This is a genomic window from Flavobacterium aestuarii (assembly GCF_040049115.1).
GTDB lineage: Bacteria > Bacteroidota > Bacteroidia > Flavobacteriales > Flavobacteriaceae > Flavobacterium > Flavobacterium aestuarii.
The window spans coordinates 1-1,033 of the sequence record NZ_JBDLZZ010000047.1; the positions used below are offsets into that span (position 1 = coordinate 1).

A 1,033-nucleotide genomic window follows, 5' to 3' on the forward strand; every position below is an offset into this window, starting at 1 on the left:
CCCCCTTTTTTCCCCCCCCTCCTCCTCCCCTCTCTTCCCTTCCTCCCCCCCTTTCCTTTCCTCTTCTCCTCCTTCCTCTCCTCCCCTTCCCTTCTTCTTTTCCCCCTTCTCTTTCTCTTTCTTCTCCTTTTTCTCTCTCTTCTTCTTTCCCTTCTCTTTTCCTCTCCTCTTCTTCTCCTTCCTTTCTCCCTCCCTCCCCCTCCTCCCCTTCTTTTTCCCCCTCTCCCCCTCTCCTCTTTTTTCCTCTTCCCCCTTCTTTCTTTCCTCTCTCTTTCCTTCCCTTCCCTTCTCCTCTTCCTCCTTCTCTTTCCTCTCTCCTCCCTTCTTTCCCTCCTCTTTCCTTTCTTCCCTCCTTTCTTTCCTTCTTTTTTCCTCTTTTTTTTCCCCTTTCTTTCCTTTCCCTCCCCTTCCTTTTCTTCCTTCCCTTTTTTTTCTCCTTCCCTTTCCTCCCTTCCCTCTCTCCCTCTCTTCCCTCCTTTCTTTTTTCTCACCTTCCTTTCTTTTTCTCCCTCCTCTCTTTTTCCTTTCTCCTCCTCCCCTTTCCCTTTTCTTTTCCTTTCCTCTTCTTCTTTCCTCTCCTTCCTCTTCCCCTTTCCCCCTCTCCTTCCCCTCCCCCCTTCCCTTCTCCTTTTCTTTCTCCTTCCTCCTTTCCCCCTTCTCTTTTCTTCCCTTTTCTTCTTTTCCTCCTTCCTCTTCTCTTCCCTCTTCTTCTCTTCCTTCCCTCCCCCCTCCCTTTCTTCCCTTTCCTCCCCCCTCTCCTCCTTTCCTCCTCCCCCTCTCCCCCCTCCTCCCCTTCTTTCCTCCCCTTCTCTTTCTTCTCCTTCTTTTTCTCTTTTTTTTCTCCCCTTCCTTTTTTTCCCTTCCCTTCTCCTCCCCCTTTTCCTTCCTTCTTCCTCCCCCCTTTTTTCCTTTTTTTCCTCCTCCCTCCTTCCCCTTCTTCTCCCTCTCCTTTTCCTCTCCCCTTTTTCCTTCTTCCCCCTCCCCTTTCCCCCTCCTTTTTTTCTCTTTCTTTTCCTCCCCCCCCCTCCCTTCC

The 1,033-nt window shown here is 50.6% G+C and carries 1 protein-coding gene; it reads right to left on the reverse strand.

Going from position 1 to position 1,033, the window contains the following annotated elements:
- Positions 1–1,033: hypothetical protein (locus ABEG11_RS19145; protein ID WP_348825758.1), on the reverse strand; the 1,033-nt coding region annotated here is incomplete at both ends.